We start from the raw sequence: 16,400 nt of genomic DNA, 5'->3' as shown, positions 1-16,400 counted from the left end.
AGTTGTATACAAAATAATTCAGAGAGGGTTATTTTCTTCAATACCCCGCGAAGACGGCGCTTTAACGTGTGCCCTCGTGACTCGTCGACTAAAAGGAACCGCAATGAGCTCTCTTCTTTCCATGGCCGCCTTCGCCCTGGCCACGTCTATCACGCCGGGCCCGGTGAATGTGGTCGCGCTGAGTTCGGGGGCGCGCTTCGGCTTCGTCGCCAGCCAGAAGCACGTGTTCGGTGCCGCCAGTGGCTTCACGTTGCTGCTGGTGCTGATCGGCCTGGGGTTGCACGAAGTGCTGGTGCGTTGGCCGATCCTGACGCAATTGATCCAGTGGGGCGGGGTGGCCTTTTTGCTGTACATGGCGTGGAAGCTGGCGGCAGACGATGGCCGGCTGGACGCCGACGGCACGGCCACAGCGCCATCAATGCTGTATGGCGCGATCATGCAATGGCTCAACCCCAAGGCGTGGCTGGCCTGCGTGGCAGGGATGGGCTTGTTTGTGGCCGATGGCGATGCGCGGCAGGTGTGGCTGTTTGCGGCGCTCTACCTGGTGATCTGTTACCTGTCGGTGGCGTGCTGGGCCTATGCAGGGACCTTTTTGCGTCGCTACTTGAGCAACCCCCAGGGCATGCGCCTGTTCAACCGCTCAATGGCCGCGTTGCTGGTGGCCAGTGTGGGTTATTTACTGATGGCTTGAGCACGTCACGGTATTGCCCGGGCGTGGCCGCAAAATGCTGTTTGAAGGCCCGTTGGAAATGCGCCTGGTCGGCAAAACCTGCAGCCAGCGCCACATCGGCGATCAACTCGCCCTGGCGCAATTGGGCGCGGGCAAACTGGATGCGCTGGTTCACCAGGAACGCATGGGGCGTCAGCCCGTAGTACTGCTTGAAGGCACGGATCAGGTAGGAGGGCGACAGCTCGGCGGCCAGGCAAATGTCTTCCAGCTTCAGCGCCTGGGTACAGTGTTCACGGATGTATTCGGCCGCGCGCTCCAGCTTGCCATTGACCTCACGCAACGGCTTGCCCGACGGGTTCAGGCGCTGTTGCACGTCGCTGAAATAACTGACCAGCGCACTCTGTTTGTGCAGGTGTTCGGCGTGCTCGTCCACCAGTACCCGGTACAGTTCCAGCAGGCAACTGTACAGCGCCTCATCCTGGATATAGGGCGTGTTGAACGGCCTGTAACCTTCCTCGGTGCTGAAACCCAGCTGGTGTTGCAGGTCCGTGAGCCAGGGCGTATCGATGTAGAGCATCCGGTAGGACCAGGGCTCGTTCTCGATGGGGTTGCAGGCGTGCACATCCCCCGGGTTCATCAACACCACCGTGCCGGCGCTGATCTGGAATGTCTGTGCGCCGTAGTGGTAATAACTGCGCCCGTGGGTGACCGCGCCGATGGAAAAGTGCTCGTGGGCGTGGCGGCTGTAGGTCACGTCGCGCCCGTCGGCGATGGCCCGTGCTTCGATAAAGGGCAGTGCAGGGTCACGCCAGAAGAGCGGGGCCGTTGCGGCGGTCATGGACTGGGCACCAGGAACGCCGCCTCAAGCAATTGCCGGGTATAGGCATGCTGCGGTGCGGCGAAGATCGCCTTGGCATCGCCTTGTTCCACTACCTGCCCATGTTTGACCACCATCAGCTGATGACTCAGCGCCTTCACCACCGCCAGATCATGGCTGATGAACAGGTAGGTCAGGTTGTACTTGGCCTGCAAGCTGCGCAGCAATTCCACCACCTGGCGTTGCACCGTGCGGTCCAGGGCCGAAGTGGGCTCGTCCAGCAGGATCAGGCGCGGCTTGAGCACCAGGGCGCGGGCGATGGCGATGCGTTGACGCTGGCCACCAGAGAACTCATGGGGGTAGCGGTGGCGGGCATCCGGGTCCAGGCCGACTTCCTTGAGCGCGGCGATGATCGCCGCCTCCTGTTCGGCCGGCGTGCCCATCTTGTGGATGCGCAGGCCTTCGCCAACGATCTCACTGACGCACATGCGCGGGCTCAAACTGCCGAACGGGTCCTGGAACACCACCTGCATTTCCCGGCGCAGCGGGCGCACTTGTTGCTGGTTGAGCTGGTCCAATTGCTGGCCTTCAAAACGAATGCCGCCCTTGCTGCCGATCAGCCGCAGAATCGCCAGGCCCAGGGTGGATTTGCCCGAGCCGCTCTCGCCGACGATGCCCAGGGTCTGGCCCTGGGGCAGGCTGAAGTTAATGCCGTCCACGGCTTTGACGTAATCGACGGTGTTGCGCAGAAAGCCCTTCTTGATCGGGAACCAGACCTTCAAGTCATCCACTTCAAGCAGCGGCGGGCCGACCTCATTGGTCGCCGGGCCACCGCTCGGTTCCGCCGCCAGCAGTTCCTGGGTGTAAGGGTGTTGTGGCGACTGGAACAGCGTCTCGCAATCGGCCTGCTCGACGACGCAACCCTTCTGCATCACACACACGCGGTGGGCAATACGCCGCACCAGGTTCAGGTCATGGCTGATCAGCAGCAGCGCCATGCCCAGGCGCGCCTGCAACTCTTTGAGCAGTTCAAGAATCTTCAACTGCACGGTCACGTCGAGGGCGGTGGTGGGCTCATCCGCAATCAGCAGCTCCGGCTCGTTGGCCAATGCCATGGCAATCATCACCCGCTGGCGCTGGCCGCCGGACAATTCGTGGGGCAGGGCCTTGAGGCGCTTGTGCGGCTCGGGGATCCCCACCAGCTCCAACAGCTCCAGGGTGCGCCGGGTGGCGACCTTGCCCTGCAGGCCTTTGTGCAGGCCCAGCACTTCGTTGATCTGCTTCTCGATGGAGTGCAGCGGGTTCAACGAGGTCATCGGTTCCTGGAAGATCATCGCGATGCGGTTGCCGCGAATATGGCGGATGGTTTTCTCTTTGAGGGTCAGCAGGTCCTGGCCGGAGTACTCGATGCTGCCCGACGGATGGCGCGCCAGCGGGTAGGGCAGCAGGCGCAGGATCGAGTGGGCCGTCACCGATTTGCCCGAGCCGCTTTCGCCCACCAGCGCCAGGGTTTCGCCGCGCTTGATATCGAAGCTGACGTTGTTCACCACGCGGTGGTGGTGATCGCCGGTGACAAACTCGACGCTGAGGTCGCGGACTTCGATCAGATTATCCTGATTCATCTCATTTCCTCGGGTCGAAGGCATCGCGAGCGGACTCGCCGATAAACACCAGCAAACTCAACATGATCGCCAGCACGGCAAAGGCGCTCATGCCCAGCCACGGCGCTTGCAGGTTGGATTTGCCCTGGGCCACCAACTCGCCCAAGGACGGCGAACCTGCCGGCAAGCCGAAGCCGAGGAAGTCCAGGGCGGTGAGGGTACCGATGGCGCCCGTCAAAATGAACGGCATGAAGGTCATGGTCGAGACCATCGCGTTGGGCAGGATGTGGCGGAACATGATCGCGCCATTCTGCATCCCTAAGGCCCGGGCTGCGCGCACGTATTCCAGGTTGCGCCCGCGCAGGAACTCGGCGCGCACCACGTCCACCAGGCTCATCCACGAGAACAACAGCATGATCCCCAGCAGCCACCAGAAGTTGGGTTGCACGAAACTGGCCAGGATGATCAGCAGGTACAGCACCGGCAGGCCGGACCAGATCTCGAGGAAGCGCTGCCCGGCCAGGTCGACCCAGCCGCCATAAAAACCCTGCAAGGCGCCGGCGATCACGCCGATGATGGAGCTGAGCACGGTGAGCGTCAGGGCAAACAGCACCGACACCCGGAAGCCATAGATGACCCGCGCCAGCACATCGCGGCCCTGGTCATCGGTGCCCAGCAGGTTCACCGACGAGGGCGGCGCAGGGGCCGGCACCTTGAGGTCGTAGTTGATGCTCTGGTAGCTGAACGGGATCGGCGCCCACAGGGTCCAGGCATCCTTGGCCTTTAGCAGTTCCTGGATGTACGGGCTCTTGTAGTTGGCCTCCAGCGGGAACTCGCCGCCAAAGGTGGTTTCCGGGTAGCGCTTGAGTGCCGGGAAGTACCAGTCGCCATCGAAGTGCACCGCCAGGGGCTTGTCGTTGGCGATCAACTCCGCGCCCAGGCTGAGCACAAACAGAATCAGGAACAGCCACAACGACCACCAGCCACGCTTGTTGGCCTTGAAGCGCTCGAACCGGCGGCGATTGAGGGGGGACAGGTTCATCTCAATGCTCCCGGCTGGCAAAGTCGATACGCGGATCGACCAGGGTGTAGGTGAGGTCGCCGATCAGTTTCACGATCAGCCCCAGCAGGGTGAAGATAAACAGTGTGCCGAACACGATCGGGTAGTCGCGGTTGATCGCCGCCTCAAAGCTCATCAGGCCGAGGCCGTCGAGGGAGAAGATCACCTCCACCAGCAGCGAGCCGGTGAAGAAGATACCGATGAAGGCCGAGGGGAAACCGGCGATCACCAGCAGCATCGCGTTACGGAACACATGGCCGTAGAGCACGCGATGGTTGGTCAGGCCCTTGGCCTTGGCGGTGATCACGTATTGCTTGTTGATCTCGTCGAGAAAGCTGTTCTTGGTCAGCAGCGTCATGGTCGCGAAGTTGCCGATCACCAGGGCTGTGATGGGCAGCGCCAGGTGCCAGAAGTAATCGAGGATCTTGCCGCCCCAGCTCAGTTCGTCGAAGTTGTTGGAGGTGAGCCCGCGTAACGGGAACCAGTCGAAATAACTGCCCCCGGCAAACACCACGATCAGCAGGATCGCGAACAGGAACGCCGGGATTGCATAGCCGACGATGATCGCCGAACTGGTCCACACGTCGAAGTGGCTGCCGTGTCGCGTGGCCTTGGCGATCCCCAGGGGGATCGACACCAGGTACATGATCAGGGTGCTCCAGAGCCCGAGGGAAATGGAAACCGGCATCTTTTCCTTGATCAGGTCGATGACCTTGGCGTCGCGGAAGAAGCTGTCGCCAAAATCCAGCCGGGCGTAGTTCTTGACCATGATCCACAGGCGTTCCGGCGCCGATTTGTCGAAACCGTACATCTTCTCGATTTCTTTGATCAGGGCCGGGTCCAGGCCCTGGGCACCGCGGTAGCTGGAACCGGCCACCGACACCTCGGCACCGCCGCCGGCAATGCGGCTGGTGGCGCCTTCGAAGCCTTCGAGCTTGGCGATCATCTGTTCCACCGGGCCACCGGGGGCGGCCTGGATGATGATGAAGTTGATCAGCAGGATCCCGAACAGCGTAGGGATGATCAGCAACAGGCGGCGAATGATATAGGCCAGCATTTAATCGCCTCCACTCGCCGGATCGGCGCTTTGGGTCGTGTCCAGGGAGACCGCCGGCTTGGCGTCGGGTTTGGCCCACCAAGTGGCGGTGCCTACGTCATAACGCGGCGAGACTTTGGGGTGACCGAGGTGGTCCCAATACGCAACGCGAAAGGTCTTGATGTGCCAGTTGGGGATCACGTAGTAGCCGAACTGCAGCACGCGATCCAGCGCCTTGGCGTGGGCGACCAGGCTCTTGCGCGAGTCGGCGTCGATCAGCTCTTCGACCAACTGGTCGACGGCCGGGTCCTTGAGGCCCATGTAGTTGCGGCTGCCAGGTTTGTCGGCACTGGAAGACGACCAGAATTCGCGCTGCTCGTTACCCGGCGAAGTGGATTGCGGGAAGCTGCCCACCAGCATGTCGAAATCCCGCGAGCGAATGCGGTTGATGAACTGTGAGACGTCCACCCGACGGATCACCAGGTCGATGCCCAGGTCGGCCAGGTTGCGCTTGAACGGCAGCAGGATGCGCTCGAACTCGGTCTGGGCCAGCAGGAACTCGATGGTCACCGGCTTGCCGGTGGTATCGACCATCTTGTCGTCGACGATGCGCCAGCCAGCCTCCTGCAACAGTTGGTAGGCCTCGCGTTGCTGGGTGCGGATCATGCCGCTGCCGTCGGTTTTGGACGGTTCGAACGCCTGGGTGAAGACTTCGTCGGGGACCTTGCCGCGCAGCGGTTCGAGGATCTTCAGCTCGTCCGGGCCGGGCAGACCGGTGGCGGCCATTTCCGAGTTTTCGAAGTAACTGCGCGTGCGCGTGTAGGCGCCGTTGAACAGCTGCTTGTTGCTCCACTCGAAATCCAATAGCAGGCTGATGGCCTTGCGCACACGCACGTCCTGGAACATCGGCTTGCGCGTGTTGAACACGAAACCCTGCATGCCGGTGGGGTTGCCGTTGGGGATTTCTTCCTTGATCAGGCGCCCCTGGGCCACGGCCGGGATGTTGTAGGCATTGGCCCAGTTCTTCGCGCTGAACTCCAGCCAGTAGTCGAACTGCCCGGCCTTCAAGGCTTCCAGGGCCACGGTGCTGTCGCGGTAATAGTCGGTGACGCGGTTATCGAAGTTGTAGAAGCCCTGGGTGATCGGCAGGTCCTTGGCCCAGTAATCCTTGACCCGCTCGTAGCGCACCATGCGCCCGGGCTTGACCTCGGCCACCTTGTAAGGCCCGCTGCCGAGGGGGATTTCCAGGTTGCCCTTGGAGAAATCCCGGGTGGCCCACCAGTGTTTGGGCAATACCGGCAATTGCCCGAGGATCAGCGGCAATTCGCGGTTATTGGTGCGTTTGAACTTGAACAGCACGCGCAACGGGTCTTCGGCCACCACTTCGTCGATGTCGGCGTAGTAGGTGCGGTAGATCGGCGAGCCTTCTTTCATCAGGGTCTGGAAAGTGAAAATCACGTCTTCGGCACGGATCGGGTGGCCATCATGAAAGCGTGCTTCGGGGCGCAGGTAGAAGCGTACCCAGCTGTTGTCCGGGGCCTTCTCGATCTTGCCGGCCACCAGGCCGTACTCGGTGATGGGCTCGTCCAGGCTTTGCATGGCCAGGGTGTCGTAGATCAGCGGCACGTTATCGGCGGGCACGCCTTTGCTGATGTAGGGGTTGAGGCTGTCGAAGCCGCCCATGCTCGATTCGCGGAAGGTGCCGCCCTTGGGCGCATCGGGGTTCACGTAGTCGAAGTGCTTGAAGTCGGCGGGGTATTTCGGCGGTTCGTTGTACAGCGTCAGCGCATGTTGCGGTGCGGCATGGGCCACGGCACTCAGCAACAGGCTGGAGAGCAGAGCAGTACGCAAAAACATCATTGGGCTTTCTCCGAAGCTTTCAGCCACCACGCGCTCAGGCCCAGGCTGTAGGGCGGCGTGGTGACAAAGGCGAACCGGTTGCGGTACGCCAAGCGATGATAGTTGAGATACCAGTTGGGAATACTGTAGTGCTGCCACAGCAGCACCCGGTCGAGGGCTCGGCCAGCGGCCAATTGCTCTTCGCGGGTCTGCGCGGCCAGCAGTTGTTCCAGCAGGTGATCGACCACCGGGTTGGCGATGCCTGCGTAGTTCTTGCTGCCCTTGATGACCGCCTGGCTGGAGTGGAAGTACTGCCACTGTTCGAGGCCGGGGCTCAGGGTCTGGTTGAGGGTGATCAGGATTATGTCGAAGTCGAACTGATCCAGGCGCTGTTTGTATTGCGCGCGGTCAACTGTGCGCAGGCGCGCGTCGATGCCGATGCTGATCAGGTTTTCGACGTAGGGCTGCAGGATGCGCTCCAGGTTCGGGTTCACCAGCAGGATCTCGAAACGCAGCGGCTGGCCGTCGCTGTTGAGCAGGCGCTGGCCCGACAGCTTCCAGCCGGCTTCGCCGAGCAGGGCCAGGGCGCGGCGCATGGTCTCGCGCGGGATGCCTCGGCCGTCGGTCTGCGGCAGGCTGAAGGGTTGGGTAAACAGGCTGGCCGGCAACTGGTCGCGGTAGGGCGACAGCATCAGCCACTCATGGCCCACCGGCACGCCGGTCGCCGAGAATTCGCTGTTGGGGTAGTAACTCAGTGTGCGTTTGTAGGCGCTGCTGAACAGGGTGCGGTTGGTCCATTCGAAATCGAACATCAGCCCCAGCGCTTCGCGCACCTTGGTCTGGCTGAACGTGGGCCGCCGCGTGTTCATGAACAGGCCCTGGCTCTGGGTTGGGATCTGGTGGGCGATCTGCGCCTTGATCACATCGCCCCGGTTGACCGCCGGGAAGTTGTAGCCGGTGGCCCAGTTCTTGGCCTGGTGCTCAATATAAATGTCGAACTCGCCGGCCTTGAAGGCTTCGAAGGCCACGTCGCTGTCGCGGTAGAACTCCACCTCGACCTTGTCGTAGTTGTAGAAGCCCCGGTTGACCGGCAGGTCCTTGCCCCAGTAGTCCTTGACCCGTTCGAACACCAGTTGCCGGCCCGGCGTCACCTTGGTGATGCGGTACGGGCCGCTGCCCAGCGGTGGTTCAAAGGTGGTGGCCTTGAAGTCGCGGTTTTTCCAGTAGTGCTGGGGCAGTACCGGCAACTCGCCCAGGCGCAGGATCAGCAACGGGTTGCCGGCGCGTTTGAACACAAAACGAATGCGGTGGCGGTTGAGGATATCGACCCGGGCCACTTCCTGCAGGTTGGTGCGGTACTGCGGGTGGCCTTCGGTGAGCAGGGTGCGATAGGAAAACGCCACGTCGTAGGCGGTGATCGGCTTGCCATCATGGAAGCGGGCTTCCGGGCGCAGGTTGAACACCACCCAGCTGCGGTCTTCGCTGTATTCCACCGACTGTGCAATCAACCCATAGCTGGAGGTGGGCTCATCACCGGATGGCGCGTACTGCCCCGTGCCGACCATCAACGGCTCATTGAGCTCATTGACGCCGTACTGCAGGAAATTGGGGGTGGAAACCGGGCTTGAGCCCTTGAAGGTGTAGGGGTTGAGTGTGTCGAACGTGCCAAATGCCATGACCCGCAACGTCCCGCCTTTCGGCGCTGCAGGGTTTACCCAATCGAAGTGGGTGAATGTGGCGGGGTACTTGAGCCTGCCGAACTGCGTGTAACCGTGGCTCTCGGTAATCGTCGCGTTCGCAGCAAAGCTCAAGGCCAGACTTATTAGAAGAAGGAGGGGACGCTTCAAGTCAGAGATCCGATCCAGGCGGCTTGGGCTTTATGATCGGTACAGTAACAGCTTGTTCCGGTTGGAAAAAGGCCGTTGGAATGCCTCGGTTTGAGGGCTGGCGCGGTATTGAAGGGGGTGAAGATCAAATGTGGGAGCTGGCTTGCCTGCGATAGCATCGGCTCGGTATCACTGATACACCGAGGTGATGCCATCGCAGGCAAGCCAGCTCCCACACAAGCCCGCTCAGCTGCAGGTTTATCTTGGGCCGGACACCACCAGCATCTGCCCCGGCTTCAGCGCCTGGCCAGTGCGCGGGTTCCAGCGCTTGAGATGTTGCATCTCGACGTTGAAACGCTTGGCAACGATGTACAGCGAGTCACCTTTCTTGACCTTGTATTGCACCGGCTTCTTGCTGTCGGCCTTGGCCACCAGCTTGCGGGTGTCCTGCATCACCAGTGTCTGGCCGACCTTGAGGGCCTGGCCGTTGAGCTTGTTCCAGCGCTGCAGGTCATGCACGTCGACCTTGTTGGCCTTGGCGATCAGCGTTAGGTTGTCGCCGCTGCGCACCTTGTAGCTGCGTGAGCGCCCGGCAACACGTGCAGTCTCGACTTCGTCGAACACCTGCTTCTTCGGACGCATCGCCAGCAATTCTTCCGGCTTCATCGTCGACAGGGTGCTGGTCAGCAACTGCGCCTTGGAGCTTGGCACCAGCAAATGCTGGGGGCCGTCCAGGGTGGTGCGTTGCTTCAATGCGGGGTTGAGCTGGAACAGCTCGTCTTCGTCGATCTCGGCCAGCGCAGCGACCCGGGACAGGTCCATGCTCTGCTTGACTTCGACCACTTCGAAATACGGCTGGTTGGCGATCGGGCTCAGGTTGACGCCGTAGGCCTCGGGGGCCAGCACCACCTGGGATAGCGCCAGGAACTTGGGCACGTAGTCCTTGGTTTCCTGGGGCAGGGGCAGGTTCCAGTAGTCGGTCGGCAGGCCGAGCTTCTCGTTGCGCTCGATGGCCCGGCTCACCGTCCCTTCACCGGCGTTGTAGGCGGCCAGGGCCAACAACCAGTCGCCGTTGAACATGTCGTGCAGACGGGTCAGGTAGTCCAGGGCGGCGGTGGTGGAGGCGGTGATGTCGCGGCGGCCGTCGTAGGCGCGGGTCTGGCGCAGGTTGAAGTAACGCCCGGTGGAAGGAATGAACTGCCACAAGCCGACCGCATCGCTGCGCGAATAGGCCATTGGGTTGTAGGCGCTTTCAATCACGGGCAGCAGCGCCAGTTCCAGCGGCATGTTGCGTTCTTCAAGGCGTTCGACGATGTAATGAATGTAGAGGCTGCCGCGTTCTCCGGCGTTCTCTAAGAAGGAGGGGTTGCTGGCGAACCACAAGCGCTGTTGCTCGATGCGCGGGTTGACGCCCAGGCCGTCCTGCAATTGAAAGCCCCGTCGCATGCGTTCCCAGACGTCCTGGGGCACTTCGGGGCTGGGCTTCTCTGATAGCCAAATAGGTTTTTGCTTGATCTTGGCAGCAAGATTCGGTTTGGGTTGCACGGTGGATTGTGCAGCGAAATTTGTCGATTGGCAGCCCGCCAGAGTCGCGGACACAGCCACCGCCACAGCTTGAGCCAGGCGGGTCAATGCGTCTGAAGAAATGGATTTACGAATAGATGACGACATTGGCTGGAAGTAAGTTCCGGGCAAAAATGTCGGGCGATTCTAGAAAGCGCTTTGGTTCCGGTCAACCATTCAGAAATTACGTATCAGATTGCGATCCATTAGAACTTATCTTTCCAAGCCCTCAAGCTAGCAAACACCTCGGCCCCAGAGCGGTTGTCGCGGCCATTCCGTTCGTCCGCTTTTTGTTTAACGGATGTTTCAGTGGTACGCAGGAAAGGGTTAGTACGTTTTTCCAGGGCCAGGTTGGACGGCAGCGTCATCTCGCCGCGGGCCCGGAGTTGATTGACGTTCTCTACCCGTTCGGCAATGTCGGCGTTGTCCGGTTCCACCGCCTGGGCGAACCTCAGGTTGCTTTGTGTGTATTCGTGGGTGCAATAAACCAGGGTGTCGGCGGGCAGGGCGGCCAGGCGCTCCAGGGAGGTGTGCATCTGTTCCGGCGTGCCTTCGAACAGGCGGCCGCAACCGGCGGCAAACAGGGTGTCACCGCAAAACAGCACGCCATGGTGATAAAAGGCGATATGGCCGAGGGTGTGGCCGGGTACGCTATAAACGTCGAAGTCCCAACCCAATACGCTGACGCGGTCGTTGTCCTGCAAGGCCACGTCTCGCCCCGGGATCTTCTCGTTCGCCGGGCCGTAGACCTTGGCGCCGGTCACCTGCTTGAGCTGTTCGACACCGCCGACATGGTCGTGGTGATGATGAGTAATCAGGATGTCGCTGAGGGTCCATTGCGGGTTTTGCCCGAGCCAGGTCAGCACGGGCGCAGCGTCACCCGGGTCGACCACCGCGCAGCGCTGGCTTTGGGGGTCTTGTAACAACCAGATGTAGTTATCGGTGAAGGCGGGCAGGGCACTGATCTGTATCATTCTTCGATTCGCCAAGCTGAACACATTGGTGCATCTTAGAACGTCTAGGCGAGTTGGAGAATGCAATGACTGATAAAGCGTTCGCCCAGGCCGATCCTGAATGGCTGGCCTTGATCGGCGCGGCCCGTGAATGGCTGTCCGGGCCCATCGGGCAATTTTTGCTGGATGAAGAGCGGCGCATGCTCGAAGACGAGCTGGGCCGCTTCTTCGGTGGCTACCTGGTGCATTACGGCCCGTCGGCCGAGACCCCGCCCACCGCGCCCCAGGTGCAACGCAATGTGCGCCTGGGCGCGCCGCTGCCAGGCGTGGAAATCGTCTGCGAGGAACAAGCCTGGCCGTTGAGTGAGCATGCCGCCGATGTGGTGGTGCTGCAGCATGGCCTGGATTTCTGCCTGTCGCCCCACGGCCTGCTGCGCGAGGCCGCCAGCAGCGTGCGCCCGGGTGGCCATCTGCTGATCATCGGCATCAACCCCTGGAGCAGCTGGGGCCTGCGTCATGTGTTCGCCCATGACGGCTTGCGCCAGGCGCGCTGCATCTCGCCGTCGCGCGTAGGGGACTGGCTGAACCTGCTGGGCTTTGCGCTGGAGAAACGCCGCTTCGGGTGCTATCGTCCGCCGCTTGCCTCGGCCAAGTGGCAAGGCCGCCTGGCCGGTTGGGAGCGCCGCGCGGGTGCCTGGCAACTGTCGGGTGGCGGCTTCTATCTGTTGGTCGCGCGCAAGATCGTGGTCGGGCTGCGCCCTGTGCGCCAGGTACTGCGCCAGCCCATGGGCAAGCTGGTGCCGATGCCGATGGCCAAGGTCAACCGCAAGCAAAGCGAACCCTAATACCTTTTTTGATTTCAGACGTGCCTGTCTTGATGGATGCAACCGATGACCGATACCGTAGAACTCTTCACTGATGGCGCCTGCAAGGGCAACCCAGGCCCTGGTGGCTGGGGCGCGTTGCTGGTGTGCAAGGGCGTGGAGAAGGAACTGTGGGGCGGCGAACCCAACACCACCAACAACCGCATGGAACTGATGGGCGCCATCCGTGGCCTCGAAGAACTCAAGCGTCGCTGCGACGTGCTGCTGGTGACCGACTCGCAATACGTGATGAAGGGCATCAACGAGTGGATGGTCAACTGGAAGAAGCGTGGCTGGAAGACCGCCGCCAAGGAACCGGTGAAAAACGCCGATCTGTGGCAACTGCTCGATGAGCAGTGCAACCGCCACAACATCACCTGGAAATGGGTGCGCGGGCACATCGGCCACCCGGGCAACGAACGGGCTGACCAACTGGCCAACCGTGGCGTGGACGATGTGCGCGGCTACAAGCAGAGCTGAGGTTTAAAGCGCGGCGATGGCCTGGGCCAGTTGCATGTCACTGAAGGTTTGCCCCGGCAGGCATTCGCGGATATGCACCAGCGCCGACTCCAGGCGTGCGCCGTGGATCTGGCCGTCAGTGGCTACAAAGGCTTGGGCGTCATCCCGGGCAGCCTGAACGATCTTGTCATCCTTGAACGAAGAGCTGGTGCCTCGTGTGGCACTCATGGACAGGCTGACCAGAAAGTCGGTCGTCATCACAAAGCTGGTGGCGTGCGCTGTGAGGGCGCTGCTCATCAGCAGCAACGCGCACAGTGTTTTCGAGGTGTTCATGTTTCTGCGAGGTCCGCATCGGGCTGGGGAACGCAGGCTAACAAGGGCGCATGGGCTGAACTGCTGCAACTTTGCTAAAGAGTGTAAGAAACTGTCGAGCCGCCAGGGCCCGAGGCCAGCCTTGGGCTGCCCGGGGCATGACGTGCTAATATCCCGCTCCTTGAAATACACCACCCGTTGAGAGCTGAACCCTGATGGCCATCCGATCTGTTGTACTCGATACCGAAACCACCGGCATGCCGGTGACCGATGGCCACCGGATCATCGAAATCGGCTGTGTCGAACTGATGGGCCGTCGCCTCACCGGCCGTCACTTTCATGTGTACCTGCAACCGGACCGTGACAGTGACGAAGGCGCGATCGGCGTCCACGGCATCACCGACGAGTTCCTCAAGGGCAAGCCGCGTTTCGCGGAAGTCGCCGATGAATTTTTCGAGTTCATCAACGGCGCCCAGCTGATCATCCATAACGCGGCGTTTGACGTCGGCTTCATCAACAACGAATTTGCCCTGATGGGGCAGACCGATCGCGCAGACATCTCCCAGCACTGCTCGATCCTCGACACCTTGATGATGGCCCGCGAACGTCACCCGGGCCAGCGCAACAGCCTCGATGCCTTGTGCAAGCGTTATGGCGTCGACAACTCCGGCCGTGAACTCCACGGCGCCTTGCTCGACTCCGAGATCCTGGCAGACGTCTACCTGACCATGACGGGCGGGCAGACCAGCCTGTCGCTGGCCGGCAACGCCTCTGACGGCAGCGGTTCCGCCGAAGGTTCGGGCAATCGCCCTTCGGAAATCCGTCGCCTGCCGGCAGATCGCAAACCGAGCGTGATCATTCGCGCCAGCGAGCAGGACATGGCTGAGCATGCGGCGCGCCTCGAAGCCATCGCCAAATCGGCGGGTGCGCCGGCGTTGTGGTCGACCCTGACCCAGCAATAGCCCCCATTCTGTAGGAGCCCGGCTTGCCGGCGATGAGGCCCTTGCCTTTAGCGCAAGGCTCGCGGCCGCCATCGCCGGCAAGCCGGCTCCTACAGACTGCTTTCGAAATCTTCATTCGCGTCATCCGCCCCAAGCTTCTACCCTTGAGTGCATAGCCCTCAGGACTGAACGCACTTATGTACAAAGACCTGAAGTTCCCTGTGCTTATCGTGCACCGTGACATCAAGGCCGACACGGTGGCCGGTGATCGGGTTCGGGGCATCGCCCGGGAGCTGGAACAAGAGGGCTTCAGTATCTTCTCCGCGGTGGATTACGCCGAAGGCCGGCTAGTGGCCTCTACCCATCACGGTTTGGCGTGCATGCTGATCGCCGCCGAAGGGGCCGGCGAAAACACCCACTTGTTGCAAAACATGGTCGAGCTGATCCGTCTGGCCCGGCTGCGGGCGCCCAACCTGCCGATCTTCGCCCTGGGCGAGCAAGTCACCCTGGAGAACGCGCCGGCCGATGCCATGAGCGAACTCAACCAACTGCGCGGCATTCTTTACCTGTTCGAAGACACCGTGCCGTTCCTGGCCCGGCAAGTCGCCCGGGCGGCGCGTGGCTACCTGGATGGCCTGTTGCCGCCTTTCTTCAAGGCCCTGGTACAGCACACGGCCGACTCCAATTATTCCTGGCACACCCCCGGCCACGGTGGCGGGGTGGCCTATCGCAAGAGCCCGGTGGGGCAGGCGTTTCATCAGTTTTTCGGGGAAAACACCCTGCGTTCGGACTTGTCGGTTTCGGTGCCTGAACTGGGTTCGCTGCTCGATCACACCGGGCCCCTGGCGGAAGCCGAAGCCCGCGCCGCGCGCAACTTCGGCGCCGACCACACGTTCTTCGTGATCAACGGCACGTCCACCGCCAACAAGATCGTCTGGCATTCCATGGTCGGCCGCGATGACCTGGTGCTGGTGGACCGCAACTGCCACAAGTCGGTGCTGCATTCGATCATCATGACCGGCGCGATCCCGCTGTACCTGTGCCCGGAGCGCAACGAGCTGGGCATCATCGGCCCGATTCCCCTGAGCGAATTCAGCCCTGAGTCCATCCGCGCCAAGATCGAAGCCAGCCCCTTGACCCGAGGACGCCCGCCGAAAGTGAAGATGGCCGTGGTGACCAACTCCACCTACGACGGCCTGTGCTACAACGCCGAGCTGATCAAGCAGCAATTGGGCAACAGCGTCGAGGTGCTGCACTTCGATGAGGCCTGGTACGCCTACGCGGCGTTCCACGAATTCTTTGCTGGACGCTATGGCATGGGCACCTCGCGTACCCCGGACAGCCCACTGGTGTTCACCACTCACTCGACCCACAAGCTACTGGCGGCATTCAGCCAGGCGTCGATGATCCACGTGCAGGATGGCGGCGCTCGCCAGTTGGACCGCGACCGTTTCAACGAAGCGTTCATGATGCATATTTCCACCTCGCCCCAGTACAGCATCATTGCCTCGCTGGACGTGGCCTCTGCGATGATGGAAGGCCCGGCCGGGCGCTCGTTGCTGCAGGAGATGTTCGACGAAGCCCTGAGTTTTCGTCGGGCCCTGGCTAACCTGCGCCAGCACATCGCCGCCGAAGACTGGTGGTTTTCCATCTGGCAGCCGCCCTCGGTGGCCGGGATCGACCGCGTCGCCACGGCAGATTGGTTGCTGCAGCCGCAGGATGACTGGCACGGGTTCGGTGATGTGGCCGAAGACTATGTGTTGCTCGACCCGATCAAAGTCACGCTGGTGATGCCGGGCCTTAATGCGGGGGGCGCGTTGAGCGACTGTGGGATTCCCGCTGCCGTGGTCAGTAAATTCCTCTGGGAGCGTGGGCTGGTGGTGGAAAAGACCGGCCTGTATTCCTTCCTCGTGCTGTTTTCCATGGGCATTACCAAAGGCAAGTGGAGTACCTTGCTCACCGAGTTGCTGGAATTCAAGCGCAACTACGACGCCAACGTCAGCTTGGCCAGCTGTTTGCCTTCGGTGTACGCCCAAGGGCCGGCGCGCTATCAGGGCCTGGGGCTGCGCGACCTGTGCGACCAGCTGCACGCCTGTTATCGCAGCAATGCGACGGCCAAGCACCTCAAGCGCATGTACACGGTATTGCCGGAAATCGCGATGAAACCCGCCGACGCGTACGACCAGTTGGTGCGGGGTGAAGTGGAGGCGGTTTCCATTGATGCCTTGCCAGGGCGCATCGCAGCCGTGATGCTGGTGCCTTATCCGCCGGGCATTCCGTTGATCATGCCCGGTGAGCGCTTTACCGAATCGACACGTTCGATCATCGACTACCTGGCGTTTGCCCGGACGTTCGATAGCAGTTTCCCCGGTTTTGTCGCGGATGTTCATGGGTTGCAACACGAAGACGACGGCAGTGGTCGTTGTTACACCGTCGATTGCATCAAGGGTTAAGGATGTT

At 61.6% G+C, this 16,400-nt stretch carries 14 protein-coding genes; 5 read left to right on the top strand and 9 right to left on the bottom strand.

Translation table 11 applies throughout. The features are described from left to right. Positions 1-103: 103 nt before the first annotated feature. On the top strand, positions 104-691 hold the full coding sequence (locus AC07OV_RS24385) for a LysE family translocator (protein ID WP_176997814.1): 588 nt from the start codon (positions 104-106) through the stop codon (positions 689-691). Here the strand turns inward: AC07OV_RS24385 and AC07OV_RS24380 are convergent. The 8 genes from AC07OV_RS24380 to gloB form a co-directional block, all read right to left on the bottom strand. Continuing rightward, positions 633-1,508: an AraC family ligand binding domain-containing protein gene (locus AC07OV_RS24380; protein ID WP_495093139.1), complete on the bottom strand. Its 876-nt coding sequence runs from the start codon at positions 1,506-1,508 to the stop codon at positions 633-635. The genes AC07OV_RS24385 and AC07OV_RS24380 overlap by 59 nt on opposite strands. Continuing rightward, positions 1,505-3,109, bottom strand: coding sequence for an ABC transporter ATP-binding protein (locus AC07OV_RS24375; RefSeq protein WP_495093138.1), 1,605 nt, complete (start codon positions 3,107-3,109; stop codon positions 1,505-1,507). Before AC07OV_RS24375 ends, AC07OV_RS24380 begins: the two co-directional genes overlap by 4 nt. 1 nt (position 3,110) lies before the next feature. Continuing rightward, positions 3,111-4,130, bottom strand: a complete 1,020-nt coding sequence (locus tag AC07OV_RS24370) for an ABC transporter permease (RefSeq protein ID WP_017738565.1) — start codon at positions 4,128-4,130, stop codon at positions 3,111-3,113. A 1-nt stretch (position 4,131) separates the two neighbouring features. Then, positions 4,132-5,205, bottom strand: a complete 1,074-nt coding sequence (locus AC07OV_RS24365) for a microcin C ABC transporter permease YejB (RefSeq protein WP_176997811.1) — start codon at positions 5,203-5,205, stop codon at positions 4,132-4,134. Further along, positions 5,206-7,044 (bottom strand): extracellular solute-binding protein, encoded by a 1,839-nt coding sequence (locus tag AC07OV_RS24360; protein WP_494998005.1) that lies wholly within the window; start codon positions 7,042-7,044, stop codon positions 5,206-5,208. After that, a complete protein-coding gene (locus tag AC07OV_RS24355; protein WP_495093137.1) occupies positions 7,041-8,870 on the bottom strand; it encodes an extracellular solute-binding protein in 1,830 nt (609 codons plus the stop codon). The genes AC07OV_RS24360 and AC07OV_RS24355 overlap by 4 nt, the downstream gene beginning before the upstream one ends. Positions 8,871-9,107: 237 nt before the next feature. Then, positions 9,108-10,520: a transglycosylase SLT domain-containing protein gene (locus AC07OV_RS24350; protein WP_178923698.1), complete on the bottom strand. Its 1,413-nt coding sequence runs from the start codon at positions 10,518-10,520 to the stop codon at positions 9,108-9,110. Between the two features lie 98 nt (positions 10,521-10,618). Further along, positions 10,619-11,386 (bottom strand): hydroxyacylglutathione hydrolase, encoded by a 768-nt coding sequence (gene gloB / locus AC07OV_RS24345; protein WP_495093136.1) that lies wholly within the window; start codon positions 11,384-11,386, stop codon positions 10,619-10,621. A gap of 65 nt (positions 11,387-11,451) precedes the next feature. Here gloB and AC07OV_RS24340 point away from each other — a divergent pair, with 65 nt between their 5' ends. Both AC07OV_RS24340 and rnhA read left to right on the top strand, forming a co-directional pair. Continuing rightward, positions 11,452-12,210, top strand: a complete 759-nt coding sequence (locus tag AC07OV_RS24340; RefSeq protein ID WP_178923694.1) for a class I SAM-dependent methyltransferase — start codon at positions 11,452-11,454, stop codon at positions 12,208-12,210. 45 nt (positions 12,211-12,255) lie between these two features. Continuing rightward, a complete protein-coding gene (gene rnhA / locus AC07OV_RS24335) occupies positions 12,256-12,708 on the top strand; it encodes a ribonuclease HI (protein ID WP_016972779.1) in 453 nt (150 codons plus the stop codon). Positions 12,709-12,711: 3 nt separating this feature from the next. On the opposite strand, the gene AC07OV_RS24330 is transcribed toward rnhA, so the two are convergent. Further along, entirely contained in the window at positions 12,712-13,020 is a 309-nt protein-coding gene (locus AC07OV_RS24330) for a DUF2388 domain-containing protein (protein ID WP_176997805.1), read from the bottom strand. A 200-nt stretch (positions 13,021-13,220) separates the two neighbouring features. Here AC07OV_RS24330 and dnaQ point away from each other — a divergent pair, with 200 nt between their 5' ends. Beyond that, positions 13,221-13,961 carry a DNA polymerase III subunit epsilon gene (gene dnaQ / locus AC07OV_RS24325; protein WP_176997838.1) on the top strand — a complete coding sequence of 247 codons (741 nt, stop codon included), beginning with the start codon at positions 13,221-13,223 and terminating at the stop codon, positions 13,959-13,961. A 176-nt stretch (positions 13,962-14,137) separates the two neighbouring features. Continuing rightward, positions 14,138-16,393, top strand: coding sequence for an Orn/Lys/Arg family decarboxylase (locus tag AC07OV_RS24320; RefSeq protein ID WP_495093135.1), 2,256 nt, complete (start codon positions 14,138-14,140; stop codon positions 16,391-16,393). Positions 16,394-16,400: the final 7 nt, after the last annotated feature.

Source organism: Pseudomonas sp. GW821-FHT09A09 (genome assembly GCF_059418405.1).
This window is presented reverse-complemented; position numbering and strand designations above follow the sequence as displayed.